The 24,274-nt window shown below is 72.9% G+C and carries 20 protein-coding genes; 14 read left to right on the plus strand and 6 right to left on the minus strand.

All coding sequences use genetic code 11. The annotated features are described in order from the left end of the window. Positions 1-7: 7 nt before the first annotated feature. From glmU to ACFYST_RS23965, 5 genes are all read left to right on the plus strand, one after another. Positions 8-1,453, plus strand: coding sequence for a bifunctional UDP-N-acetylglucosamine diphosphorylase/glucosamine-1-phosphate N-acetyltransferase GlmU (gene glmU, locus ACFYST_RS23945; RefSeq protein WP_387865317.1), 1,446 nt, complete (start codon positions 8-10; stop codon positions 1,451-1,453). A 155-nt stretch (positions 1,454-1,608) separates the two neighbouring features. Beyond that, complete coding sequence (locus ACFYST_RS23950; protein ID WP_387638093.1) at positions 1,609-2,589, plus strand: ribose-phosphate diphosphokinase; 981 nt, start codon at positions 1,609-1,611, stop codon at positions 2,587-2,589. Positions 2,590-2,856: 267 nt separating this feature from the next. After that, a complete protein-coding gene (locus tag ACFYST_RS23955; protein WP_387638090.1) occupies positions 2,857-3,465 on the plus strand; it encodes a 50S ribosomal protein L25/general stress protein Ctc in 609 nt (202 codons plus the stop codon). A gap of 113 nt (positions 3,466-3,578) precedes the next feature. After that, a complete protein-coding gene (gene pth, locus ACFYST_RS23960) occupies positions 3,579-4,154 on the plus strand; it encodes an aminoacyl-tRNA hydrolase (RefSeq protein WP_387638088.1) in 576 nt (191 codons plus the stop codon). A gap of 140 nt (positions 4,155-4,294) precedes the next feature. Continuing rightward, on the plus strand, positions 4,295-4,543 hold the full coding sequence (locus tag ACFYST_RS23965) for a hypothetical protein (RefSeq protein WP_387638085.1): 249 nt from the start codon (positions 4,295-4,297) through the stop codon (positions 4,541-4,543). A 75-nt stretch (positions 4,544-4,618) separates the two neighbouring features. On the opposite strand, the gene ppc is transcribed toward ACFYST_RS23965, so the two are convergent. Then, positions 4,619-7,417, minus strand: a complete 2,799-nt coding sequence (gene ppc, locus ACFYST_RS23970) for a phosphoenolpyruvate carboxylase (protein WP_387865319.1) — start codon at positions 7,415-7,417, stop codon at positions 4,619-4,621. A gap of 226 nt (positions 7,418-7,643) precedes the next feature. Between ppc and ACFYST_RS23975 the strand changes: the two genes are divergently transcribed. Further along, complete coding sequence (locus ACFYST_RS23975; RefSeq protein WP_387638079.1) at positions 7,644-8,915, plus strand: sensor histidine kinase; 1,272 nt, start codon at positions 7,644-7,646, stop codon at positions 8,913-8,915. Between the two features lie 43 nt (positions 8,916-8,958). On the opposite strand, the gene ACFYST_RS23980 is transcribed toward ACFYST_RS23975, so the two are convergent. After that, positions 8,959-9,417, minus strand: a complete 459-nt coding sequence (locus tag ACFYST_RS23980; protein WP_387638077.1) for an SUKH-3 domain-containing protein — start codon at positions 9,415-9,417, stop codon at positions 8,959-8,961. Between the two features lie 83 nt (positions 9,418-9,500). Continuing rightward, on the minus strand, positions 9,501-9,959 hold the full coding sequence (locus ACFYST_RS23985; protein ID WP_387638074.1) for a YwqJ-related putative deaminase: 459 nt from the start codon (positions 9,957-9,959) through the stop codon (positions 9,501-9,503). Positions 9,960-10,235: 276 nt separating this feature from the next. Here ACFYST_RS23985 and ACFYST_RS23990 point away from each other — a divergent pair, with 276 nt between their 5' ends. From ACFYST_RS23990 to ACFYST_RS24020, 7 genes are all read left to right on the plus strand, one after another. Then, positions 10,236-11,387 (plus strand): Gfo/Idh/MocA family protein, encoded by a 1,152-nt coding sequence (locus ACFYST_RS23990; protein ID WP_387638071.1) that lies wholly within the window; start codon positions 10,236-10,238, stop codon positions 11,385-11,387. Then, entirely contained in the window at positions 11,384-12,367 is a 984-nt protein-coding gene (locus tag ACFYST_RS23995; protein ID WP_387865322.1) for an NAD-dependent epimerase/dehydratase family protein, read from the plus strand. Before ACFYST_RS23990 ends, ACFYST_RS23995 begins: the two co-directional genes overlap by 4 nt. An 81-nt stretch (positions 12,368-12,448) precedes the next feature. Continuing rightward, positions 12,449-13,579, plus strand: a complete 1,131-nt coding sequence (locus ACFYST_RS24000) for a DegT/DnrJ/EryC1/StrS family aminotransferase (protein ID WP_387865324.1) — start codon at positions 12,449-12,451, stop codon at positions 13,577-13,579. A 104-nt stretch (positions 13,580-13,683) separates the two neighbouring features. After that, positions 13,684-14,790: a DegT/DnrJ/EryC1/StrS family aminotransferase gene (locus ACFYST_RS24005; RefSeq protein ID WP_387865326.1), complete on the plus strand. Its 1,107-nt coding sequence runs from the start codon at positions 13,684-13,686 to the stop codon at positions 14,788-14,790. Between the two features lie 120 nt (positions 14,791-14,910). Next, positions 14,911-15,912: an SMI1/KNR4 family protein gene (locus tag ACFYST_RS24010; protein ID WP_387638060.1), complete on the plus strand. Its 1,002-nt coding sequence runs from the start codon at positions 14,911-14,913 to the stop codon at positions 15,910-15,912. Positions 15,913-15,937: 25 nt separating this feature from the next. After that, positions 15,938-18,325: an SUKH-4 family immunity protein gene (locus ACFYST_RS24015; protein WP_387865329.1), complete on the plus strand. Its 2,388-nt coding sequence runs from the start codon at positions 15,938-15,940 to the stop codon at positions 18,323-18,325. Between the two features lie 158 nt (positions 18,326-18,483). Continuing rightward, entirely contained in the window at positions 18,484-19,875 is a 1,392-nt protein-coding gene (locus ACFYST_RS24020; protein WP_387865331.1) for a hypothetical protein, read from the plus strand. A 73-nt stretch (positions 19,876-19,948) separates the two neighbouring features. Here the strand turns inward: ACFYST_RS24020 and ACFYST_RS24025 are convergent, their stop codons facing one another. Continuing rightward, the gene (locus ACFYST_RS24025; protein ID WP_387865333.1) at positions 19,949-21,199 is read right to left on the minus strand and encodes a Dyp-type peroxidase; all 1,251 of its coding nucleotides are present in this window, start codon (positions 21,197-21,199) and stop codon (positions 19,949-19,951) included. Between the two features lie 7 nt (positions 21,200-21,206). Next, positions 21,207-21,785, minus strand: a complete 579-nt coding sequence (locus ACFYST_RS24030; protein ID WP_387638046.1) for a copper chaperone PCu(A)C — start codon at positions 21,783-21,785, stop codon at positions 21,207-21,209. Positions 21,786-21,919: 134 nt separating this feature from the next. Between ACFYST_RS24030 and ACFYST_RS24035 the strand changes: the two genes are divergently transcribed. Further along, positions 21,920-22,498, plus strand: coding sequence for a copper resistance protein CopC (locus tag ACFYST_RS24035; protein ID WP_387865335.1), 579 nt, complete (start codon positions 21,920-21,922; stop codon positions 22,496-22,498). A gap of 16 nt (positions 22,499-22,514) precedes the next feature. Here the strand turns inward: ACFYST_RS24035 and ACFYST_RS24040 are convergent, their stop codons facing one another. Further along, on the minus strand, positions 22,515-23,795 hold the full coding sequence (locus tag ACFYST_RS24040; protein ID WP_387865338.1) for a nucleotide sugar dehydrogenase: 1,281 nt from the start codon (positions 23,793-23,795) through the stop codon (positions 22,515-22,517). Between the last annotated feature and the right edge of the window lie 479 nt (positions 23,796-24,274).

The raw sequence follows: 24,274 nt of genomic DNA on the forward strand, positions 1-24,274 counted from the left end.
TTCCCGCGTGAGTGCAAACCAGCCCGCTGCCGTGATCGTGCTCGCCGCCGGGGGCGGTACGCGGATGAAGTCCAAGGCCCTGCCGAAGGTGCTGCACGAGATCTGCGGCCGTTCCCTGGTGGGTCACGCGGTGTCCGCCGCCCAGGAGTTGACGCCCCGTCAGCTGCTGGTGGTGATCGGCCACCTGCGCGAGCTGGTGCAGGCGCACCTGGCAGAGCATTACCCGGCGGCCCGCCCCGTCGTGCAGACCGAGCAGCTCGGCACCGGCCACGCGGTGCGCACCGCGCTGCAGGCGCTGGCCGCCGACGGCGTGGAGCTGGACGGCACCGTGCTGGTCACCACCGGCGACGCCCCGCTGCTGACCGGCGGCACGCTGTCCGCGCTGGCCGCCGCGCACGCCGAGCAGGGCAACGGCGTCACCGTGCTGACCGCCCTCGTCCCCGACGCCACCGGCTACGGGCGGATCCTGCGCGAGAGCGACGGCGCGGTCGCGGCGATCGTCGAGCACAAGGACGCCAGCCCCGAACAGCTGGCGGTCAACGAGATCAACTCCGGGGTGTTCGCGTTCGACGCCAAGCTGCTGGCGCACGCGCTGTCGCTGGTCGGCACCGACAACTCGCAGGGCGAGGAGTACCTGACCGACACCCTGGAGATCCTGCGCCGCGAGGGCCACCGGGTGGGTGCGGTGGTGGCCGCCGACCACCGCGAGATCGTCGGCATCAACGACCGGGTGCAGCTGGCCGAGGCCCGCCGCCTGCTCAACGACCGGCTGCTGGAGCGCGCGATGCGGGCCGGCGTGACGGTGGTCGACCCGGCCACCACCTGGATGGACGTCCAGGTCGGCTACGAGCCGGACGCGCTGGTGCACCCCGGTACCCAGCTGCTCGGCGCGACCCACCTGGGCGAGGGCTGCGAGGTCGGCCCGAACACCACGCTGACCGACACCTCGGTCGGCGCGGGCGCCCGTGTGAGCAACACCACGGCGGAGCGCGCCGAGATCGGCCCGGAGGCCTCGGTCGGCCCGTACGCGTACCTGCGGCCGGGCACCGTGCTGGCCCGGAAGGCGAAGGCCGGCACCTACGTGGAGATCAAGAACTCCCAGCTGGCCGAGGGCGCGAAGGTGCCCCACCTGTCGTACATCGGGGACGCCTCGATCGGTGAGGGCACCAACGTGGGTGCGGCGTCGGTCACAGTGAACTACGACGGTGTGAACAAGCACCGCACGGTCATCGGAGCCCACTGCCGCACGGGTTCCGACAACATGTTCATCGCCCCGGTGACGATCGGTGACGGCTCCTACACCGCCGCCGGATCCGTGATCACCAACGACGTCCCGGCCGGTTCGCTGGCCGTCGCGCGGGCCCAGCAGCGCAACATCGCAGGCTGGGTTGAGCGGAAGCGGCCCGGTTCGGCGTCCGCCCGCGCCGCCGCCGAGGCGTCCTCGCCGGAGTAGCCGGACCGGACGGCCGGGGATCTTGAACGGAGGTCCCCGGCCGTCGGTCACGGTCCGGGGCGCGTAACCTGAAGTACATACGTGCGCCATCGGGCCTGCTGGGCCGTGCCTCGGCGTACTCACTCAGAGTGGCAAATACACGAGGAGACGGTGCAGTGAGCGGGATCACGACCTCCGGTGAGAAGAAGCTCAAACTCTTCTCCGGTCGAGCCCACCCGGAACTTGCCGAGGAGGTTGCCCGCTCGCTGGGCACCGAACTCGTCCCGACCAAGGCCCTGGACTTCGCCAACGGCGAGATCTACGTCCGCTTCCTGGACTCCGCGCGCGGCGCCGACTGCTTCGTGATCCAGAGCCACACGGCTCCGATCAACCAGTGGATCATGGAGCAGCTGATCATGATCGACGCGCTGAAGCGCGCGTCGGCCCGCAGCATCACCGCGATCCTCCCGTTCTACGGCTACGCCCGGCAGGACAAGAAGCACCTCGGCCGCGAGCCCATCTCGGCCCGCCTGGTGGCCGACCTGCTGCGCCAGGCCGGTGCCGACCGCCTGATGGCCGTGGACCTGCACACCGCGCAGATCCAGGGCTTCTTCGACGGCCCGGTCGACCACCTGTTCGCGCTGCCGATGCTCGCCGACTACGTCGGCGACCGGGTCGCCGACCGGTCCAAGCTGACCATCGTCTCGCCGGACGCCGGCCGGGTGAAGGTCGCCGACCAGTGGTGCGACCGCCTGGACGCCCCGCTGGCGATCATCCACAAGCGCCGCGACATGACGCAGGCCAACACCATCCTCTCCGCCGAGGTGGTCGGTGACGTCCGCGGCCGCACCTGCGTCCTGGTCGACGACATGATCGACACCGCCGGCACCATCTGCGCCGCCGCCGACGCGCTGTTCGACGCCGGCGCCGCCGACGTCATCGTGGCCGCCACCCACGGCGTGCTCTCCGGCCCCGCCGCGGACCGGCTGAAGAACTCCCGGGTCAGCGAGTTCGTGTTCACCAACACGCTGCCGACCCCGGCCGAGCTCCAGATGGACAAGATCACCACGCTGTCGATCGCCCCGTCGATCGCCGCCGCCGTGCGCGAGGTGTTCGAGGACGGCTCGGTCACCAGCCTGTTCGAGGGCGTGCACTGACCTCTCGCGGGCGCTGACCCCTTGTCAGCCCCTTGATCGGCCCCCGGTTCCGCCTGGAACCGGGGGCCGATTTCACGTCCGCGCCACCGCCCGGTTAGTCTGGGGAGACTGCTCGGCGAGGGATGCCCGTTTTCGGTGCTCCGTGATCGACGCGCGAGAACGATGCGCTTTGATCGAACCGCCGAGTGTCCCCCCAAACGTTATTGAGGGTGTGGCCCGGCGGTTCTGTCGTTCCTGCACCCCTGCGCATTTCCGAGGAGTGCAGTCGTGTCCGAGATCCGCATCGCCGCTGAGTCCCGCACCGAGTTCGGCAAGGGTGCCGCCCGTCGCGCCCGTCGCGCCGGCTTCGTCCCCGGTGTCGTCTACGGCCACGGCCACGCCCCGGTTCACCTGAACCTGCCCGGCCACGACCTGATGATGGCCCTGAAGACCCCGAACGCCCTGCTGGTCCTGCCGATCGACGGCAAGGACGAGTACGTGCTGCCGAAGGCCGTCCAGCGCGAGGCCATCAAGCGCTCCATCGAGCACGTCGACCTGCTGCTGGTCAAGCGTGGCGAGAAGGTCACCGTCGAGATCCCGGTCCACACCGAGGGCGAGCTGGCCCCCGGCGGCAACCTGGTCGAGCACGTGCTGAACGCGCTCCCGATCGAGGCCGAGGCCACCCACCTGCCCGAGTCGGTCACCGTCTCGATCGAGGGCCTGGAGGCCGGCGCCTCCATCACCGCCGGTGACATCGCCCTGCCGGCCGGCGTCGCGCTGGCCGTCGAGGCCGACGCCGTCGTGCTGCAGGTCATCGGCGCCCAGGCCCCCGAGGCCACCGAGGAAGAGGCCGAGACCGAGGCCGTCGAGGGCGAAGAGGCCGCTGTCGAGGCCTGATCCTCGCGATCTCTCCGTCGCTGCCCCGGCCGCCTTCCGCTTCGTGCGGGCGGCCGGGGCAGCGGCATGTCCGGGATGATGGACGACGCAACGACACCCGCGTGAGGAGCGGCATGAGCGAGTACGACGGCCCCTGGCTGGTGGTGGGCCTCGGCAACCCCGGCGAGGGCTACGCCCGCAACCGGCACAACATCGGCTTCATGGTGGCCGACCTGCTGGCCCAGCGGATGGGCGCCAAGTTCAAGGCCCACAAGAGCCGCGCCCAGGTCGCCGAAGGGCGCCTCTCGGGCAAGCGGGCGATCCTCGCCAAGCCGATGACCTTCATGAACCTCTCGGGCGGTCCGGTCACCGCACTGCGCGACTTCTACAAGGTGCCCGCCTCAGCGATCATCGCCGTCCACGACGAACTCGACCTCGACTACGCGGCGTTGCGGATCAAGCTCGGCGGCGGCGACAACGGCCACAACGGACTGAAGTCGATCACCAAGTCGCTCGGCCCCGACTACCACCGGGTGCGCTGCGGCATCGGCCGCCCGCCCGGCCGGATGGAGGTCGCGGACTTCGTGCTCAAGGACTTCTCGTCCACCGAGCGCAAGGACCTCGACTGGTTCGTCGACCGCTCCGCGGACGCCGTCGAGGCACTGCTCGCCGACGGCCTGGAGCGCGCACAGCAGAACTACAACTCCTGACCTGCTTCGACCACCCTCCGTACACAACATTCATGCAACGCTTGCCTCGTGGAAGCTGACTGGTGGTCAGAACACGCCAGGAATCGGATACCGTCGGACCCGGTGCAAGGATTGAAGTGCCGTCACTGGGGGTATGGAGCGTGATCCGCTCGAAGCGTGTGGGCAAGGTCGTCGGTGGCACCGTGCTGTGCCTGGCCGCCGGAGGATGGGCCGCTGCGCCGGCGCTGGCCGCCGAGCCTGTCGTCGCGGTCACCCCCGAGCCGGCCGCGGCCAAGCTCGCCCCGCCCACCGGCTCCGTCGGCTCGGCCGGCGTGTACGCCGTCGGCGGCGGCCTGGTGGTGGTGGCCGGCGGTGCGGCGACCTGGCTGCGCAAGCGCAAGAAGGCCTAGCGGGAGTCCACAAACGGACGAGGTCCGTTCCGCCGGGGAGTTCCCCCGCGGAGCGGACCTCGCTGTTTCGGTGCGTCAGCCGGTGTTGCGCAGGCCGGCCGCGATGCCGTTGACGGTCAGCAGCAGCGCGCGGGCCCGCAGCGGGTCCTCGGGGCGGCCGTGGGCGACCTCCTCGCGCTGGCGGCGCAGCAGCGCCACCTGCAGGTAGGAGATCGGGTCGAGGTAGGCGTCGCGGACGGTGAAGGTCTGCTTCAGGACCTCGTTGTGCTCCAGCAGCTCGGACTCGCCGGTCAGCCGCAGCACCTCCCGCAGCGTCAGCTCGTGCTCGGCGACGATCTGGTCGAAGACGTGCCGCAACTCGCCCGGCACCAGCTGCTCGACGTAGTGGCGGGCGATCCGCAGGTCGGTCTTGGCCAGCGTCATGGCGACGTTGGACAGGAAGTTGCGGAAGAAGTGCCACTTCCCGTACATCTCGTCGAGCACGTCCGCCAGGCCGGCCGCGCGGGCCGCCGCCAGGCCGGAGCCGACGCCGTACCAGCCGGGGACGATCTGCCGGGACTGGGTCCAGCCGAACACCCACGGGATGGCTCGCAGGCCGTCCAGGCCGGCGCCGCTGTCGGGGCGGCGGGACGGGCGGGAGCCCAGGTGCAGCGAGGCCAGCTGGTCGACCGGGGTGGACGCGAAGAAGTACTTCGGCAGGTCCTCCTGCTCCACCAGCGCCCGGTAGGCGGTGTGCGCGGCCTCCGAGACCCGGTCCATCGCGGCGTCCCAACGGGCCAGCTCCTCCGGGGCCTGGCGCGGGGCGGTGTGCAGCGCGGACGCGGCCAGCGTGGCGGAGAGGGTCAGCTCCAGGTTCTCCCGGGCCAGCGACGGCAGCAGGTACTTGTCGGAGATCACCTCGCCCTGCTCGGTGACCTTGATCTCGCCCTCCAGGGTGCCCCACGGCTGGGCGAGGATCGCCTCGTGCGAGGGGCCGCCGCCGCGGCCCACGGTGCCGCCGCGGCCGTGGAACAGCCGCAGCCGGATCCCGTACCGGTGCGCGACGTCGCGCAGCCGGCGCTGGGCGCGGTGGATCTCCCACTGCGAGGTGGTGATGCCGCCGAACTTCGAGGAGTCCGAGTAGCCGAGCATGACCTCCTGGATGTCGCCGCGCAGCGACACCAGCAGCCGGTACGACGGGTCGGAGAGCATCTCCTCCAGGATCCGGTCGGCCTGCTGGAGTTCGTCGGTGGTCTCCAGCAGCGGCACGATGCCGATCTTGGCGATGCCCGCGTGCAGGTCGATCAGCCCCGCCTCGCGGGCCAGCACCACGGCCGCGAACACGTCGTCCGCGCCCTGGCACATCGAGATGATGTACGACTCGACGATCTCGTCGCCGAACCGCTCGAAGCCCTGCCGGATGGTGCTGAACACGCCGAGCGTCTTCGCGCCCGCCGCGTCCAGCGGGGCCGGGGTCGGGGCCAGCGGGCGGCGCGAGCGCATTTCCTTCGACAGCAGGCGCTGGCGGTACTCGCGCGGCATGTCGGTGTAGCGCCACGCCTCCTCGCCCAGCCGGTCGAACAGCTGGCCCAGCGCGTGGTGGTGCGCCTCGGCGTGCTCGCGGACGTCCATGGTGGCCAGCTGGAGGCCGAACGCCTCGATGGTGCGGATCGCCCGGGCGAGCCGGCCGTCGGCGATCAGGCCGCCGCGGTGGGCGCGCAGCGAGTCCTGGATCAGCTTCAGGTCGGCGATCAGGTCCCGGGTGCCGACGTAGTCCCGGCCGGGGACGTGCGGGGTGCCGGCGGCCAGCCGCTCGCGGGTGTTCTCCAGCTTGATCCGGATGCAGGTGGCCTTCAGCCGGTACGGCTCCTCGGCGTTCATCCGCTTGTAGCGCGGGCTCAGCTCCGGAAGGTGCGTCAGGTCGGCGTCCAGCGAGGCCAGCAGCTCCTCGGAGGCGCCCGCCAGGCGCACCGAGGTGGACAGCGAGGCGCGCAGGTCGTCGATCGCCGCCAGCGCGTCCTTGATGCCGTACTCGTGCTGCAGGTTGAGCACGTCCCAGGTGACCTGCGGGGTGACGTTCGGGTTGCCGTCGCGGTCGCCGCCGATCCAGGTGCCGAAGGTCAGCGGGCGCACCCCCTCCGGCAGGGCCAGGCCGACCCGGGCGAGCTCCTCGTGCAGCTCCTCCAGCACCGCCGGCACCGCCTCGCGGTACAGCTCGTCCAGGTAGTAGACGGCGTTGCGGGCCTCGTCGGTCGGCTCCGGGCGTGCGATCCGCAGCTCGTCGGTCTGCCACAGCAGGTCGATCACCTCGGCCAGGCGGCGGTCCGCCTGCCGGCGCGCGGAGGTCTGCCGGGCCGAGTCGACCTGGCCGGTCGCCGCCTGCTCGCGGTGGATCCGCTCCAGCAGCTCACCGACCCGGCGCAGCTTGTTCAGCACGCTGCGGCGGGCCGCCTCGGTCGGGTGCGCGGTGAAGACCGGACGCACCGCGAGGTTGGCCAGCGTGTCGGCCAGGTGCTTCGGGTCCGCCTCCTTCAGCTGGTCGGCGGTCTGCGACAGCACCGAGCCCTCACGGGCCCGGCGGGACGCGAACTCCCGTCCGCGGTGCACCTGTTCGGTGACGTTCGCGAGATGGAAATAGGTCGAGAACGCGCGCACCAGCTTCGCGGCGGTGTCCAGATCGATCGACGCCAGCAGCTGGGCCGTCGCCTCGCCGTCGGTACGGCTCAGCAGGCGCACCTGTTCGACCAGGCCCAGCAGTTCCGGGCCCTCCTGACGCACGAGGGTCTCTCCGAGCAGGTCGCCGAGGCGGCGGATGTCCGCACGCAGCGCGGCATTGTCCGCCTGGTCGGAGGTCGGGGATGGGTTGTCCGCCGAAGTGGGGACCGGAGCGGTCACGGCTGGCTCCCTGTGGTGGTGGGGTGTTCGGCAACGGCTCTGCCATCACCGCGATGCGGGTGACGGGTGCGGACCGCGCTGTCCGACGGGCAACAGCATAGGTGGCACCCGGTGCCAGAACGGAGAGGTGGCCGGATGGCGGACAGGGGGGCGCGAGCGCAGGCGGGCGAACAATCAGGGGCTCGGGGGCCCCTGCTTTCGCACCGGCCTGCGTAAGGTGTCCGTTATGAGTAATCAGCCGGCGGGGGACGGCGTGTGGTGGTGGGCGCGGAGACGCGGCGCGGCGCTGGACGTGGGATTGGCGTTGGTGGCGGCGTCGGAGTGTGCGGCCGGGGCGTACGGGCTGGTGAGGGTCCGGCTGGAGCTGGGCCTGGGGCCGGCCGTGGTCGGGATCGTGCTCGGGGCGCTGGCCGGGCTCTCGCTGGTGGTGCGGCGCAAGTGGCCGGTGCTGCCGGTGGTGGTGGCGCTGGTGTTCGTGCCGGGCTTCTTCGGCGTGATCCTGCTGGTGGTGTCGTTGTACACGCTGGCGGCGACCTGGGAGTGGCCGGTCAGGCGGGCCCGGGTGATCGTGCTGTCGGCGGTGGCCGCGGTGGAGACCTTCGGCATGGTGGTGCTGGCGATGTTCGCGCCGAACCCGTCGCCGCCGCAGGAGCCGTTGCCGCCGGCGTGGGTACTGGTGATCGCCTCGGCGTTCGTCGCGGTCGGCATGGCGGTGGCCCCGGTGGTGACCGGCCTGTACATCGGGGCGCGGCGCCGCCTGGTGGAGTCGCTGAAGGACCGCGCGGAGGGCCTGGAGACCGAGCTGACGCTGCTCGCCGAGCAGGCCCGGGAGCGGGCCTGGCGGGCCAGGGTCGAGGAACGCACCCTGATCGCCCGGGAGATGCACGACGTGGTCGCGCACCGGGTCAGCCTGATCGTGGTGCACGCGGCGGCGGTGGAGCGGATCATCCCCAAGGACCCGGCGAAGGCCCAGCAGTCGGCGAACCTGATCGGCGAGGTCGGTCGGCAGGCGCTGGACGAGCTGCGGGAGATCCTCGGCGTGCTGCGGATGACCGAGGCGCAGGACCAGGTGGAGGCGCCGGTCGGCGGTCTCGGGGAGCTGCCGGAGCTGGTGGACCAGTCCCGGGCGGCCGGCATGGCCGTCTCGCTGACCGTCAGCGGCGAGCACCTGGTGTACGTCGCGGAGGCCGAGCAGACCGCGTACCGGGTGGTGCAGGAGGGCCTGACGAACGCCCACAAGTACGCCGGCGGGGCGCGGGTGGCGGTGCTGCTGGCGTACGTGCCGAACGGTGTGCGGGTGTCGGTGGTCAACGACTGCCCGGGCGGCGCGGCCGTGCCGGTGGCGCTGCCCAGCGGCGGCAACGGGCTGGTGGGGATGCGCGAGCGGGTGCTGGCGCTGGGCGGGATGTTCCACGCCGGGCCGGAGAGCGACGGCGGCTTCCGGGTCGAGGCGGTGCTGCCGTCCCGGCTGCGGCTGGCCGTCGCACCGCTGGACTGACCTCCGCCTATGCCCCGGCCTCCGCCTATGCCCCGGCCTCCGCCTATGCCTCGGCGGTGCGCAGCCGGTGCGGGGCCAGGCCGAGCACCAGGGTGGCCAGCGCCTGGTCGACGCTGTGGCCGAGGAACCATTCGCCGGTGTGGTCGAGGCTGTAGACCCGGCCCTGCTCGTCGATGGCCAGCAGCGCCTGCCCGTGCAGCTCCTCGCCGAGCGGGGCGAGCCGGGTGCCCAGGGCGCGCCCCAGGTCGGTGAGGGTGCGCGGGGCGTGCAGGCCGCAGCGCGGGTCGAGCAGGAATGGCGTACGGGCCATCGTCCGCCCGGGGCCCGGGACGTCGAAGGCCAGGCCGCCGAACTCGGCCCAGGCCTCGACCGCGGCGGGGAACACCGCGTGCTGCGGGTCCGTCGGACCGCCGTGCGCGACCATCGCATCGGCCCACTGCTCGGCCTGGCGGATCTCCCACCGGCCCGGGTGCCAGCCGGCCTGCTTGAGGGCGGCGGCCACGTCGGCCGGGAAGCGGGGTTGGGTACGGACGGTGCTGGCGTTCAGGACGTGCTCCGGTGGTTCGGGGACGGGGAACAGGAGGGTCAGCGGCGGCCGGGCGGCCCGACCGCGACGCTGGCCACGCTCAGATGATCCAGCAGCGGAGCGCAGGAGCGGCACGGCGGTGCGTGCGTGCCGTGCGCCGGGTCGCCCTCCTCGCGGATCCGCACCGTGGTCATCCGGGCGCCCTTCAGCGCCTTCCGGGCCTCCTGCACCGTCATCGGCTTGCGCGAGGCACGCTTCGAGCGGGACGCGTCGACCTGCCCCAGGTACTGCGACAGCAGTGCCGGCTCCGGGCAGCGGCCGAGGAAACGCTCCCGCTTGTCGACCGGCAGCGCCGCCAGGAACTCGCCGACCAGCGGGTGCAGCATCGGCGACAGGTCGGACTTCTCCCCGGCCAGTGTGTGCACCTCGCCGCCGCGCAGCATCAGCGCCGCGGCCACCGCGGGCAGCAGGCTGTCGCGCTGGTGCCGCAACACGGGCGGCGGGCCCGACTGGTCCATGACTGCTCCTCGACGTTGTACGGCGCACCGGCAGTTTTCCGCTGCCGGGGGTCTGCTGACGGACGGTGAATCCTCACCCCGAAGCATCCAGCCTGCCAAACGGATCCGACTTCTGCCGAGCCGGGGTGCGACACGGGGGCGCGCGGAGGTGTACGGAGGGCTCAACTCCCGTACCGCACGCTCCTGGTGGCGTTCACCGGGTTTTCCGATTGTGCCTCGACCGGACCGGTCGGGCCGGTACCGTTCGAGCGACGCGGCGGCAAGGGGGGTCTTGCGATGGGGTCGAACGTCGTGGCGCACGAGGCGCCTGGGGAACACGTGCCCACACCGGGCAGTACCGACCGAGAACCCGACCGGCGGATCGGACTCGCCGTCGTCGGAGCCGGCTACTGGGGACCGAACCTGGTCCGCAACGCCCAACAGACCGCCGCACTGCACCTGCACTGGCTGTGCGACCTGGACGAACAGCGCTCCCGCAAGGTCCTCGGCGAGTACTCCACCGTCACCGCCACCACCTCCTACGAACAGGTGCTCGCCGACGAACGGGTGCAGGCCGTCGCCATCGCCACCCCCGCCGCCGCCCACCACCGCCTGGCCCGGGCCGCCCTGGAGGCCGGCAAGCACGTCCTGGTCGAGAAGCCGATCACCACCACCGTCGAGGAAGCCGCCGACCTGGTCGCCCTCGCCGAGGAACGCGGCCTGGTCCTGATGTGCGACCACACCTTCTGCTACACCCCCGTGGTGCGCCGGATCCGCGAGTTGGTGCACAGCGGCGACATCGGCGACATCCAGTTCTTCGACTCGGTCCGGATCAACCTCGGACTCGTCCAGCCCGACGTCGACGTGCTGTGGGACCTCGCCCCGCACGACCTGTCCATCCTCGACTTCGTGCTGCCGCCCGGCGTCGAACCCGTCGGCGTCAGCGCCCAGGCCGCCGACCCGATCGGCGCCGGCCGCGCCTGCGTCGCCTACCTGACGGTGCGCCTGTCCAACGGCGCACTCGCCCACTGCCACGTCAACTGGCTCTCCCCGACCAAGGTCCGCACCACCCTGATCGGCGGCTCCCGCCGCACCCTGGTCTGGGACGACCTCAACCCGCAGGCCCGCCTCGCGATCCACGACCGGGGCGTCGACCTCACCCCGCCCGACGAACTCACCGACGCCATCCGGCACCGCGCCCTGATCTCCTACCGGGTCGGCGACATGGTCGCCCCCGCCCTGGTCGAACAGGAAGCCCTGCGCAACGTGATGGCCGAATTCGCCGCCGCGATCGACGAGGGCCGCACCCCGCTCACCGACGGCCGGGCCGGCCTGCGCGTGCTGCGACTGCTGCACGCCGCGTCCCTCAGCCTCGAACTCGGCGGCTCGACCGTCCCCGTGGAGACCACCCGTCAGACCGCCGTGTTGGAGAGGGCCACCGTCCGATGAACGCCGCCGCCCAGCTGGAAGGCTCGCGCTGTGTGGTCACCGGCGGCGCCGGAACCATCGGCTCCACCGTCGTCGACCAACTGATCGAGGCCGGCGCCCGCGAGGTCGTCGTGCTCGACAACTTCGTCCGCGGCCGCACCGAGAACCTGGCCCGCGCCCGCGAAATCGCCGCCCCCGGCCAACTGACCGTGGTGGACGGCGACATCCGCGACCGCGCGCTGCTGCGCGAACTCCTCACCTCCCGCACCGACGTGCTGTTCCACCTCGCCGCGATCCGGATCACCCAGTGCGCCGCCGAACCCCGGCTCGCCCTGGAAGTCATGGTCGACGGCACCTTCGACGTGGTGGAGGCCGCCGCGGAGACGGGGGTGGGAAAGGTGATCGCCTCCTCCACCGCGTCCGTGTACGGGCTGGCCGACACCTTCCCGACGCCGGAGAACCAGCACCCCTACAACAACGACACCCTGTACGGGGCCGCCAAGGTCTTCAACGAGGGCCTGCTGCGCAGCTTCCACAGCATGTACGGCCTCGACTACGTCGCCCTGCGGTACTTCAACGTGTACGGCCCCCGGATGGACGTCCACGGCCGCTACACCGAGGTCTTCATCCGCTGGATGGAACGCATCGCCGCCGGACAACCACCACTGATCTTCGGCGACGGCGCCCAGACCATGGACTTCGTCTACACCGAGGACATCGCCCGGGCCAACCTGCTCGCCGCCACCGCACCTGCCACCGACCGGGTCTACAACATCGCCTCCGGCACCGAAGTGTCGCTGCGCGGCCTCGCCGACGCGCTGCTGGAGGCCATGGAATCGGACCTCGACGTCGAACACGGGCCCGCGCGGGACACCGCCGGGGGCGTGGTCCGGCGGCTCGCGGACATCTCGGCGGCCGAGCACGACCTGGGCTGGAAGCCGGAGCTGGGGCTGGCGGACGGGCTGCGGAAGCTCGTCGCCTGGTGGCGCGAACAGGTCTGACAGGGCGGACTCGAACGTCGGAAAGATCGCGGCAGGACGAGTGACTTGCACGTGGGCGCGACCCAGCGAAGGAGCAACCCGATGTCCACCATTCCCGTCATGATCCCGTGGCTCGGCGAGGAAGAGGCCCGGGCCGCGGCGGATGCCGTCCGTTCCGGGTGGGTCGCGCAGGGCCCGCGCGTCGCCGAGTTCGAGCGGGCGTTCGCCGAGGCGGTGGGCGTGCCGCACGCCGTCGCGGTCTCGTCCTGCACCACCGCGTTGCACCTGGCGCTGATCGGCGCGGGCGTCGGGCCCGGCGACGAGGTCGTCGTCCCGTCGTTCTCGTTCATCGCCACCGCCAACGCCGTCACCTACGTCGGCGCGACACCCGTCTTCGCGGACGTCGACCCGGCCGGCGGCAACCTCACCCCCGAGACCGTCGCCCCCCTGCTCACCGATCGGACCCGGGCGGTGATCGCCGTCGACCAGGGCGGTGTCCCCGTCGACCTGGACGCCATCGAGGAGCTGGTCCGGCCGCGCGGCATCGCCGTCGTCGAGGACGCCGCGTGCGCCGCCGGCTCTGTCTACCGGGGCCGCCCGGCCGGCGCGGGCGCGGACATCGCCGCGTTCTCGTTCCACCCGCGCAAGCTGCTCACCACCGGGGAGGGCGGCATGGTCACCTGCCGGGACGGCGAACTCGCCGCCCGGCTGCGGCGGTTGCGGGAGCACGGCATGAGCGTCTCCGCCGCCGAGAGGCATTCCGGGGCGGGCGGGGCGGCCGTGCTGGAGACGTACGACGAGATCGGCTTCAACCACCGGATGACGGACGTCCAGGCGGCGATCGGGCTGGTGCAGCTCGGGAAGCTTCCGGCGATGGTCGCTCGGCGGCGCGAACTCGCTTCTGCGTACCGGGAGTTGCTGGGGCCGGAGCTCGGGGGGCGGCTGGTGGGCGATCCGGCGCACGGGACGTCGAACTTCCAGTCGCTGTGGCTGCTGCTGCCGGAGGGCGCGCCGGAGCGGGGGCAGGTGCTCGCTTCGCTGGCGGCGGAGGGGGTTTCGGCGCGGCGGGGGATCATGGCTGCGCATCTGGAGGCGCCGTACAAGGGTTCTTCCCGAGTGGGGTTGCCTGTCACGGAGTTGCTGACTTCGAGGACGTTGATTCTGCCGCTGTACCACTCGTTGACGGCGGAGCAGCAGGAGCGGGTGGTTGAGGCTTTGAAGGGAGCACTCTGAGTGCTCGTGGCGCTCTCACGTGCAAGCCGTTCTCTCTGGCGCGATCTTCCGATGTCCGTCTTCCGACTCTCGCAGTTCCCCGAGCCCCTGGTTGGTGATTCTCAGTGAACGACATTCCGCTGGTTGACCTGCACGCCTCGCACGCCGAGATCGCCGATGAGGTCCGGGAGGGCTTCGAGGCGGTGCTGGCGAGCGGGGCGTACATCAAGGGCCCCGACGTTGCCGCGTTCGAGCGGGAGTTCGCGGCGTTCTGCGGGGTGGGGCACGCGGTCGGGACGGCGAACGGGACCGACGCTCTCGAACTGGCGTTGCGGGCACTCGACTTGGCGCCGGGGGGTGGGGTGGTGCTGCCGGCGAACACGTTTGTGGCCACGGCGGAGGCTGTGGTGCGGGCGGGGCTCAGGCCGGTGTTGGTGGATGTGGACGAGGAGTGCTTGCTGATCGATGTGGAGCAGGTGGCCGAGCGGGTGGCGGGGGCCGTCGCGGTGGTGCCGGTGCATCTGAATGGGCAACTCGCGCCGATGGAGGCGGTGTTGGAGATTGCCGGCGGGTTGCCGGTGGTGGAGGACGGGGCGCAGTCGCAGGGGGCGGCGCGGCACGGGCGGGTGTCGGGGAGTTGGGGGCGGATCTCGGCGACCAGTTTCTATCCGGGGAAGAACCTGGGGGCGTACGGGGACGCGGGTGCGGTGGTGACGGACGACGCGGAACTCGCCGGGGCGGTGCGGCTGATCGGGGACCACGGGTCGGCGCGGAAGTACGTGCATGAGCGGTTCGGGTTCAACTCGCGGATGGACACCTTGCAGGCGGTGGTGCTGCGCAGCAAGTTGCGGCGGCTTCCGGCGTGGAACGAGGCCCGGCGGGCGGCGGCCGAGCGGTACGACAAGCTGTTGGGCGGATTGGAGGGGGTGACGTTGCCGCGGACGCTGCCCGGCAACGAGCACGTCTGGCACCTGTACGCGGTACGGGTGGAACGGGACCGGGAGCGGGTGCTCGCGGAGTTGCAGCAGGCCGGGATCGGGGTGGGCGTGCACTATCCGGTGCCGGTGCACCTCCAGCCGGCGTTCCGTGAACTGGGATACCCGGAGGGCGCTTTCCCGGTCACCGAGCGGGCCGCCGGGCAGTTGCTCACGCTGCCGATGTTCCCGCAGCTCACCGAGGGGCAGCAGGTGCGGGTGGCGGAGACGCTGGTGCGGGCGGTGCGCCGGAGCTGACGTGGTGTCGGTCCCGGCCGGGCGGTACCCCGGCCGGGTACCCCCGTGACCCTTAACGTGGTCGGTCGTTGCCCTACGCTGGTCCCCGAGGATTTCGGCTTCTGCTGTGGGGGACCCCAGATGACGACAGGTCGGCCCGGCACCGCTGCCGTGCCCAACGCGGCGTACGCGGGCCAGGTGGTGCAGTTCCCGGACCCGGTCCGGGCCGAGCGGCACCCCCAGGGCGTCCGCATCGACGAGCACGGGTTCCCGGACTTCTCGCCGTACGCGGTCGCCGCCGCCGAGGTCGCCGACCCGCCGGAGGGCTTCGGCGTGGACGAACTGCGGCTCACCGACTACGTGTCGGCGAACGCCGCGCTCTACACCCAGGGCCACGAACTGTGGGCCGACCTGGACACCGCCGTCGCCACCCCGCAGGGCTGGACCTGGCACCACGTGGTCGGCCGCGCCCCGGCGGGCTGGCGGCGGATGGAGCTGATCCCGGTCGAGGTGAAGGCCCTGCTGCGGCACCACGGCGGCCTGGCGGTCTCCACCGCCGACCACGCCCGGCGCGGCACCCGCCCGCTCCAGGAGCGCCGCCCCGTGCACCTCCCGCTGGCGAAGGACGGCGGCGACCCGCTGGCCGTCACCGAGGACCTGGTGCAGCGCGCCGAACAGCGCCTCGGCCACCCGCTGCCGCCCGTCTACCGCGACTTCCTGAAGCTGGCCGGCGGCCGCGCCCCGGCCGGCGCCGCGCTGGACGTCGACCTCGGCCTGCTGGTCGACCAGCCGTTCCTCACCCTCAGCGAGGAGTACGGCACCCAGGACCTGGTGTACGCCAACAAGTGCCTCCGCGACCACCTGACCAAGGACTACCTGGCCATCGCCTACCAGCAGGGCGGCCTGCTCACGCTCAAGGTCCGCGGCGAGCAGACCGGTTCGGTCTGGTTCCTGCCCTACGACGACGCCCGCGACCAGGGCACGGACGAGCCGCCGGAGCAGCGGGTGGCCCGGCTGCTGCTGCCCTGCGGCGACAGCTTCGACGCCTTCCTGCTGCGGCTCGCGGGCAGCCCCCCGGAGCTGGAGACCGTCGCCGAACTCATGGTGGACGGCGGCTTCGCGCGCGCCGTCCCGGTGAACTGACCGAACGACAGGGGTGGGACGAGACGTGGTGACCACGTACGCGCAGGCGCAGGAGACCGCCGAGGACTGGATCAACGCCGGCGTGCCGCGCTCGCTCCAACGCGAGGTGCGGGTCCGGGAGTTCGACCTCGGCTACGTCTGCTGGGCGGTGGACGGCAGCGAGCACGGCGGCGGGCCCGGCACCTCGCCGCGGCTGGTGATCGCCCGCGACAGCGGCGCCAGCATGCTCTGGCCGCCGCTGCCGATCAACGAGGTGGTCCAGCAGTTCGAGGAGCTGTACGGGAGCCCCGCCGAACCCAACCCGGCCGGCGCCGCCAAGCCGGTGCGCGGGGCGGTCGAGGCCACCTCCTTCCTGCTCAGCCCCCCGCAGTGGCTGCAGGACGCCGGTGCCGCGGCGGTGGCCGCCGAGGCCGCGCAACTGTCCGGGTCCGCGACGCCGCCGCCCGCCGCGATGCCGGCTGCGCCGGTGCCGACGCCGCACGTGCCGGTGCCGCCCGCGCCGGTGGCTGCTGCTGCGCCGCCGGTGCCGCCGATGCCGTCCGTGCCGGGTGAGGAGGGCCCCAACTACTTCGACGCGTCCGGGATGCCCGTCCCCGGCGCGCCCATTCCGCCCCCGCCGGGCGCGGAGGCTGCGACCGTGCTGGCGCCGGCCCAGCCGTTCCCGGTCGGTGGGACGCCCGTTCCCGGGACGCCGGTGCCGGTCGGGGCGACGCCGCCGTTCCCGCTCGGCGGGCCGGCAACTCCCGTGCCCGGTACGCCCGTTCCGCCGGACGGCCCCGCGCCGTCGATCGACTACGCGCCGACCATGCTGGCCACCGACGGCCCGCCCGGGCTGATGGGGCTGCCCGGTGCGCCCGGCACGCCCGGCACGCCCGCGCATGGAGTACAGCTCGGCCGGTCCGGTCCGACCGCTCCGCCGCCGCCCCCGCCGAACGACCTGCTGCCGCCGACCGGCGGCCCCGCGCACGTCGGCCTCGGCCGGTCCGCTCCGACCGCTCCGCCGCCGCCCCCGCCGAACGACCTGCTGCCGCCCACCGGCGGCCCCGCGCAGGGCCCCGGCGGCCGCACCGGCCCCGGTGCCCCGCCGCCGCCCGCGCCCGCCGAGCTGAGCGGCGCCGCCGGTGCGCCCGCCGCGCCGCCGGCCGCTCCGGCGCCCGAGGCCGCCGCCGTCGCGTACCAGGCGACCCAGCTGGCCCCGGCGATCGAGATGCCGCCGACGGGTGGCCCGGCGACGCCGCCGTTCCCCGTGCCCGGGCCGCAGCAGGGTGCCCCGTTCCAGGCCCCGCCGCCGTTCCCCGGTCCGCCGCAGGGCATGCCGCCGCAGCCGTTCCCGGGCGCCCCCGTGCCGCCGCAGGGCATGCCGCCGCAGCCGTTCCCGGGCGCCCCCGTGCCGCCGCCGGGCCCCGGCCCGGCGCCGGTCGCGCCGGTGCCGCCGTCCGGTGTGCCGACCACCGGTCCCGGCACCACCGCGGTGGTCAACTACCGGGCGCCGGACGGCTCCGAGCGGAGCCTGGTGATGATGTCCGAGCTCGGCACCCCGCACCCGGAGTGGAAGGCGCTGCAGGAGCTGCGCCGGATCGGCGTGCCCGCCGACCAGGTGCTGGAGGTGCACACCGACCTGGAGCTGTGCGACCTGCCCGGCGGCTACTGCGCCCGGATGGTGAAGGCGTCCTGGCCGAACGCGCGGATCAGCCACACCGCCCCGTACGGCCGGGACACCGCCGCCCGGCAGGCCGGCATGGCGGTGCTGAGCGAGCACGTCGAGCAGCTGCACCAGCTGGTGTCCGCGCCGCCGCGCCCCCGTACCCAGCGGGTGCCGCTGCCGCCGCCCGGCTCGGTGCCGCCGCTGCCGCCGATGGTTCCGCAGCAGCTGGCCGCCGAGCTGGGGCAGCTGTTCGGCCCGGGCGTGTTCCGGTTCGAGCAGCGCGCGGTGGCCCGGCAGGGCGTGCCGGACGCGGTGGCCCAGACCCTGATGTGGGTCGGTCTGCCGCGCGAGTTCCCGCCGTTCTTCTGGGCGCAGGCCCAGGAGGGCCGGCCGATCCCGACGCTGGCCGAGCTGGCCGCCGAGCGCGGCCTGCCGCCCGGCCCGGACTTCGGCGGCTACCTGGTGCTCGGCAACGACTACGGCCGCCAGCTGTGCGTCCAGTACGGCACGGCCGCGGTGGTCGCCGTGGACATCGAGAACCCGGCCGAGCCGCCGCGGTTCGTCAACAGCGGTGTCCCGGAGTTCGTCCGCTGCCTGACCGTGCTGGCCCGGATGTGGCACCTGCGACACGGCCTCACGCCCGAGCAGGCCGGCCGCTGGACCACCGACCTCCAGGCCCAGCTGCTGGCGGCCGATCCGGCCGCCGTGCACACGCCCGAAAGCTGGTGGGCCGTGCTGGTCGAACAGCTCTGGGACGGACTGTTGTAGCCCCTCCCGCGCGGCCGGTTCCCCCGGCCGCGCGGCAGCGGCCTGTTTGGTTTGCGTTCGTATCTGCGCAAAATAGGTCAATGGGACGGACGATTCCGCCCACCGAACCACGCACCCGGCGGGGCTGCGCAGCCCGCGAGCACGAGGAGAACAGCCGAATGAGCGACGCCGTGTCCCAGTACGGCTTCACCGTCTCCCGGCGCGGTTACGCGCCCGAACAGGTCGACGCGGCCGTGTCCGCGCTCAGCCGCGAACGGGACGAGGCCTGGGAGCGCCTCAGCGTGCTCGGCTCCGGGCTGCGCGAGATGGAGAAGCGCCTCACCGACATCCAGCAGGCCGCCGAGGACGCCCCCGACCCCGACTTCGGCGAGCTCAGCGAGCAGGCCGCCGCCCTGCTGAAGATCGCCCAGAACGAGGCCGAGGCGATCCACAACAAGGCCAAGCGCTCCGGCGAGGACGCCCGGGACGCCGCCCACGAGGCCGGCGAGGCCGCCGCCCGGGACGCGAAGCAGTACGCCGCCAAGCAGCGCGAGGACACCGACCGGTTCGCCCGCAGCACCGACGAGCGCAGCCGCGCCGAGGCCGAGCGGATCCGCGCCCAGGCCGACGCCGAGGCCCGCGCCGTCGTGCACGCCGCGACCGGCCACGCCGCCCGGATCCGGGTCTCCGCCGCCGACGCCTCCGAGCAGTCCGAGGTCACCCTCGCCGAGCGCCGCCGCAAGGCCGACGAGGAGTTCGCCACCGCCGAGGCCGACGCGGACGCCGCCGTCGCCAAGATCACCCTCGCCGCCGAGACCCGGGTCAAGGAGGCCGAACAGCACCGCGAGGCGATGCTCGCCGAGGCCCGCCGCCTCGACACCCAGGCCCAGGTCAAGGCCGACGCGGAGATCGCCGCCGCCAAGGAGAAGGCCGCCCGGATCAAGCTCGCCAGCGAGCGCGAGCAGGCCGACTTCACCAAGCGCCTCGACAAGGTGCAGACCCACCTCGACCACATCAAGGGCACCCTGGCCTCGCTCACCGGCGCCGCCGTCGGCGCGATCGAGGACCCGGAGGACGGGACGCCGGCCGCCGCCGCGAAGAAGGCCGACCTCACCAAGGGCCCCGTCGGTACTGCCACGGCCACCAAGCCGGCCGTCGAGAAGCCCGTCGAGAAGCCCGCCGAGAAGCCCGTCGCCGAGAAGGCCAAGCCGGTCGACCAGCCGACCGCGGTGCTGCTGGGCCCCGTCAAGGGCGAGTCGGCCGCCAGGCCCGCGGCCGCCGACCCCCGCAAGCCGTACACCCCGACCGTGGCCGAGCCCCCGGCGCCGCCTACCAAGCCCGCCAGCTTCGCCAAGGACCCGCTGCCGCCCAAGCCCGCGATCCCGCCCGCCGCGTCGGCCGAGCCGGTTGCGCCTGCCGCGCCTGTTGCGTCGGCCGAGCCGGCCGTGCCCGCGCCCGTGACCGCTCCGGAGGCGGAGACCAAGATCGTGCCCAAGATCGTCATCGTCGACGACCTCGGGCTGAACCACGACACCCGCCCGAACCGCGACCGCATCCAGCGCCGGGGCTGAGCGCCCGGAAACACCTCCGCCCCGTTCGGCAGCAGGCAGCTGTCGGACGGGGCGGAGGTGTTTCGTCCGGCGGTCAGCCCAGGAGGGTCTCGCCGATCCAGCCGCCGGGTGCGCAGCCGGGCGGGATGGCGAAGACGGCGGAGCCGATCGGGGTGGTCCACTGGTTGAGCAGGTCGGACGCGGCGAGGGCGCGCTGGATGGGCAGGAACTGGGTGGCGATGTCCCGCTGGAACGAGGCGAAGAGCAGGCCGGTGTCGGGGGTGCCGTCGGCGGCCGGGGCGTCGTCGTAGTTGAACGGGCGGCGGAAGATGCGCTGCCGGGGGTCGCTCACGTGGGCGCGCCGGATGTGGGCGAAGTCGGAGATCACCGGGAAGCCGAGCCGGTCCTTGGCGTCGAAGTCGGGCGGGTCCGTCTCGGCGGTGCCGGTGAGCGGGGCGCCGGTGTCGAGGGTCCGGCCGATCGAGAACTCCTTGGCCTTGGAGTCGGCGGCGTCCCAGGTCTCCAGCTCCATCCGGATCCGCCGCAGCACCATGGTCGTGCCGCCGCGCAGCCAGTCCGGGCCGTCCTCGGCCCACACCGCCTGGGCGAAGATGTCGCTGCCGAGCTCCGGGTTGACGGTGCCGTCGATCTGGCCCATCAGGTTGCGCTGGGTGACGCCGTCGGCCTGGACGCCGCGGCCCCGGCGGAAGCCGCGCTGCGCCCAGCGAAGCCGGGCGAAGGTGCGGGCGTCCTTGATCAGCATCCGCTGGGCGTGGGCCACGGTGAGCGGGTCGTCGGCGCAGATCTGGATCAGCAGGTCGCCGCCGCACCAGTGGTCCTGGAGCCGGTCGATGGAGAACACCGGCAGCTGTTCGACCGAGGCGGGCCGCCGGTCGTCCAGCCCGGCGGCCTTGAAGAAGCCCGGGCCGAACCCGAAGGTGACGGTCAACCTGGCGGGCAGTTCGGCGAGTTGGGCCTCGGTGTCGGCGAGCGCCGGCTCGCCCTGGGTGAGCCGCACGGCGTCGTCGGTGAGCAGCCGCATCATGCGGCCCAGCGCGGCGCGGTCCGTTCCGGCGTCCAGGTCGAAGCCGAGGAACACGCCGTGGGCCTGGGCGGGGGTGTCGATCCCCGCCTGGTGCGGCCCGTGGAACGGGATCTTCTGGACGCCGTACGCGGGCGCTGCCGACCGCTCCTCGCCGGGGCGGCGGGGGCTGTCGGCCACGGCGGCGCCGATACCGCCGCCGGCCAGCGCCCCGCCGAGGGCGAGCGCGCCGCCGGTCAGCAGCCGGCGGCGGCCGACCGCAGCGGTGGCGGGTGCAGCGGCTTCGGTGGGGCTGGTGTCCATCGGGAGCTCAGCCCTTCGTCATGCCGGAGTTGTAGTCCTCCTTGCCGCCCGCGAACGCCTTGGCGACAGCGGTGAACTTCAGCGTCTTGCCGTCGTCGAGGGTCAGCGTGACGGTGACCTCGTCGCCCGGCTTCACGGGCTTGGACAGGCCCATCAGCATCACGTGGTCGGCGCCCGGCTTGAGCTCGTGGCTGCCGTTCGCCTCGATGACGAAGCCGCCTGCCTTCGGGCGCATGGTGGGCTTGCCGTCCACGTCCGCGACCTCGTGCAGTTCGGTCTTCGCCGAGACGGTCGAGGTGCCGGACACGACGGTGACCTTGGCGCCGGTGTTGTTGACCAGGGTGGCGAACACGCCGGTCATCTCGGTGTCGGACGCCTTCACCCACGGGTCCTTGACGGTGACCGGTGCCGAATCGGCCTTCGCGGTGGTGCTGGGCGAGGTGCTGGCCGCCGGGCTCTTGGCCGAGGAGGACGAGTCGCTGCTGCCACAGGCGACGAGGGCGGTGAGGGATATCGCCCCGACCGCCGTGGCGGCGACGAGGCGGCGCAGGCGGGGGGAACGGGCCGGGGCGGTGGTGATCGGCATGGGGGTGCATCGGCTTTCGACTCGGGTGCGGGCGTGGTTGTGTGCCGCAGTTACCGCAGTGGTCGGACCGGGTGGGCGGGAAGTTCCCGCGATGTGCCGGGAACTTCCGGGAGGCCGGCGACGACCACTGACACGTGAAGCCCCGAGTTCCCTCCCGCCCGGCGGTGGTGCCGTTCCTCACCGCACTGCTGCTGGCCACGCTGTCCGTCCTGGTGTCCGCGCCCCGGGCGGCGGCGCACGCGCAGCTGCTCGACTCCAGCCCGGCCGCGGACTCCGTGGTCGCCGAGTCGCCGACCTCGATCACGCTGACCTTCGACAGCGCGGTGCAGGCCGGCTACACCACGATCGTGGTCGCCGGCACCGACGGGACGTCCTACAGCGACGGCGCGCCGACCGCGACCGACCGCGAGGTGCGGCAGAAGGTCACCCGCCTGCCGAGGGGCCTCGTCCAGGTGACCTGGCGGGCGGTCGCGGCCGACGGGGCGCCGCTCCAGGGGCGCTTCAGCTTCACCAACGATGACCAGACCGCCCCGACCCAGCCGCCTCCGCGGCCGTCGGCGTCCGCGCCCGCTTCGGGGGTGCCGTCCGCAGCCGCCACGGCCAAGGCCGAGGACAGCGCCGACTGGCAGTGGTGGGCGGCGGCCGGCGGGCTGTCGGTCGTGGCGGTGATCGTGGTGGCCGTGCTGGTGCGCCGGCCTGCCGCCCGTAAGTGACTCGGCCCGGCGACGCTCACAGCACCTCGACCGAGGCTCCCGTCAGGCGGTGGCGGCAGTCCAGGACGTACTGGGCGTGGGTGGTGACGGCGGTGTAGTCGAACTCGTCGTGGTCGGCGAGCAGGATGACCGCGTCGGCGGCGGCGAGTTCGGCGGGGGTGGCCTCGACGCGGTGGACGGTGGCGAGCGGGCCCGCGTCGTGGGGTTCGGCGACGTGGACGCCGGCGACCACGTGCGGGTCGGCGGCGCGGACTTCGGCGCCCTGGCGGGTGAGGAGTTCGACGATCCGGGCCGCCGGGGTCTCGCGGGCGTCGCCGGTGTTCTTCTTGTAGGCCAGGCCGAGCAGCAGCACCCGGGAGCCGTTGACGCTGCGGCGGCGCCGGTTGAGCGCGTCGGCGAGGCGGCGGACCACGTAGTCCGGCATGTGGCTGTTGACGTCGTTGGCGAGCTCGACGAAGCGGAAGGACTGGCCGAGCGCGCGCTCCACCCGCCAGGACAGGTACGAGGGGTCGATCGGCAGGCAGTGGCCGCCGACGCCCGGGCCGGGCGTGAAGCGCAGGAAGCCGAACGGCTTGGTGGAGGCTGCGTCGATGGCCTCCCAGACGTCGATGCCGAGGTCGTGCGCGAACATCGCCAGCTCGTTGACCAGCGCGATGTTGACGTGCCGGAAGGTGTTCTCCAGCAGCTTGGTCAGCTCGGCCTCCTTGCAGGAGGAGACCGGCACCGTCCGTTCCACCAGCTGCCCGTAGAAGTCCGAGACGGCCGCGAGCCCGTCCGGCGTGGTGCCGGAGACCACCTTCGGGGTGTTCTCCAGCTTCCACACCGGGTTGCCCGGGTCGATCCGCTCGGGGCTGTAGCCGAGGTGGAAGTCGTCCCCCGCCCGCAGTCCGGAGCCGGCCTCCAGCAGCGGGGCGAGCAGCTCCTCGGTGGTGCCCGGGTACGTGGTGGACTCCAGGACGACCGTCGCACCGCGCTTCAGGTGCCGGCCCAGCAGCTTCGCGGACGCCTCGATGTAGGAGAGGTCGGGCGCGCCGTCCCGCAGCGGGGTCGGGACGGTGATCACCGCGATGTCGAACCCCGCCACGTCGGCCGGGTCGGCGGACGGCAGGTACCGGCCGCCGTCCAGCAGCGGGCGCAGCCGGTCGCCGGGGATGTCCTCGACGTACGACTCGCCGACCGCGAGCCGCTTGATCCGGCGGTCGTCCACGTCGTACCCGACCACCTGATGGCCCACCTCGGCGGCGCGGACCGCGAGCGGGAGACCGACATAGCCCTGACCTGCGATGACAACGCGCATGGCGAACCCAACCCCCTGGAAATCCCCCGGTGTCCCCACACCTTCTTCACAAGAGAGTACGGAGGCGCGACCGTCGCGCGGGCGGCTTCGCGGGAAGTGGCCTGAGACGGGCGGGTGACTGAACTCTGCTACCCCGCAAGGCCGGTGGATATCGGCGGACAGCGCGCCGACGCCGAGATCTCGCGGCGCAAGCCCCAGGCAAGCGCCGCGAGTCCCGGCGTGAGTGGCGCGGGCGCCCCCACCCAGGGTCGCCCGGCCTTCGCACTCCCGACCCCCATCGAGGTGCGATCGCGCTTCCGCAGCCATCCCCCACGGTTGGATGCGGCCTGCGCTGTGCTCCATCCTGCGCGGCCACCATGGACAGACAGTGACAGGAGTATGTCGGCTGCATGATCTCTGGACGAGCCTGTACGAATACCGGTAAGTCGCCCCGGCGCCGCCGGTCCAAGACGCCACGCCACGTGCGGGGCCCCCGCGCG

The sequence above is a fragment of the Kitasatospora sp. NPDC004614 genome (assembly GCF_042873675.1).
Taxonomy (GTDB): Bacteria; Actinomycetota; Actinomycetes; order Streptomycetales; family Streptomycetaceae; genus Kitasatospora.